The organism is Bergeyella anatis, from assembly GCF_036016955.1.
GTDB lineage: Bacteria > Bacteroidota > Bacteroidia > Flavobacteriales > Weeksellaceae > JAYWXI01.
On sequence record NZ_JAYWXI010000070.1, the window covers coordinates 1 to 1,082 of the forward strand.

The following is a 1,082-nucleotide window of genomic DNA, read 5'->3' on the forward strand; positions in this document are numbered from 1 at the left end:
TATAAAAGTAAGCGTAAACAGACAAAAGCAATTTTGCTAAAGGTTTTGTTTTTTTATCTCTAAACATTAAATACAAAGGCTTTATCGGTATATGATATAATGAATGGTTTGTATAAAAAGTTTCTTCAACGGATAAATAAGTTTCTTCTTCGTTTTTTAATACCCTCAAATTAGCATAAAATTTATTTTGATGTAACTGCTTTTTTGTGTGGTGGTAGGCTAAATGAACATTATACGGATAAGGTTCACTTTTAACATTAGGAGTTTCAAATCCATAATGCTCGGCAAGTTTAGAAAGGGACTTAAAAAAATCCCTTTCGTTGATACTTACTTCTTGGATTTCTACCATTTTAGGTAAAAAAACATTTCTTAGAATAGCATCGGAACTTGCTCTTTGGGTACGCTTTTTTGCTTGTCTTTTTGGACTTCGCTGTGGTCTTTGGGGCGGTGTATCCATTCCAAAAACTCCGCAAGTTGTCGGCACAATAGTTCGTTGCGTTGGGTGTTCTTCTGTGGTTGGGATAAAATTCCCTTGATGATATGTTTGTTTTGCATAATTCATTTTGTTTTATTTGATTGTTCCTTTGTTAATAAATTTCTTGTCTATGTAAAGTTTGATTTCTCCTTTTTCAAAGCCTTGCTTTAAGGCTATATATTTGATATAATCATCATACGCTTTGCCTTGAAAATTCTCGCCTATAAGGTTTTTAAAAATTACCTTAATTGATGTTATATCGCCCTTTAATATCCATTGTCCATTTTGGTGGATTTCTGCTCTGTCTTTTGTTTCCATAACATACTCATACTGTTTAGCCTTTCGTACCCATAATACTTTCAAATTTGTAAACCACACTATCCTCCTCAATTTTTGGGGTGGACACTTTCGCTGTGGTAAGTATCGGATATTGGTTTGAATAAAAATTTAACACACTTTCCACACTCCATTGGGGATTAGGGTCTGTAAGTGTTATTTCTTGTCCGTTATCTTTGAGTTTAAATACTCTCTTTAATTCTGTCGTTAATAACATAATTTCTATTTTTTAAGGTTAATTATTCCGTTGCAAATAAGTCGGGTTGAAAGA

Annotated in this window: 2 protein-coding genes and 1 pseudogene; all 3 read right to left on the bottom strand. The window is 32.6% G+C overall.

Annotated elements, in window-relative coordinates:
• A pseudogene (locus tag VQ048_RS12230) lies at positions 1 to 562 on the bottom strand (hypothetical protein); the annotation flags it as partial.
• A 6-nt stretch (positions 563 to 568) separates the two neighbouring features.
• Positions 569 to 793 (bottom strand): DUF7688 family protein, encoded by a 225-nt coding sequence (locus VQ048_RS12235; protein WP_064971111.1) that lies wholly within the window; start codon positions 791 to 793, stop codon positions 569 to 571.
• Positions 794 to 809: 16 nt separating this feature from the next.
• Complete coding sequence (locus tag VQ048_RS12240; RefSeq protein ID WP_064971112.1) at positions 810 to 1,028, bottom strand: PRTRC system protein C; 219 nt, start codon at positions 1,026 to 1,028, stop codon at positions 810 to 812.
• Positions 1,029 to 1,082 lie beyond the last annotated feature (54 nt).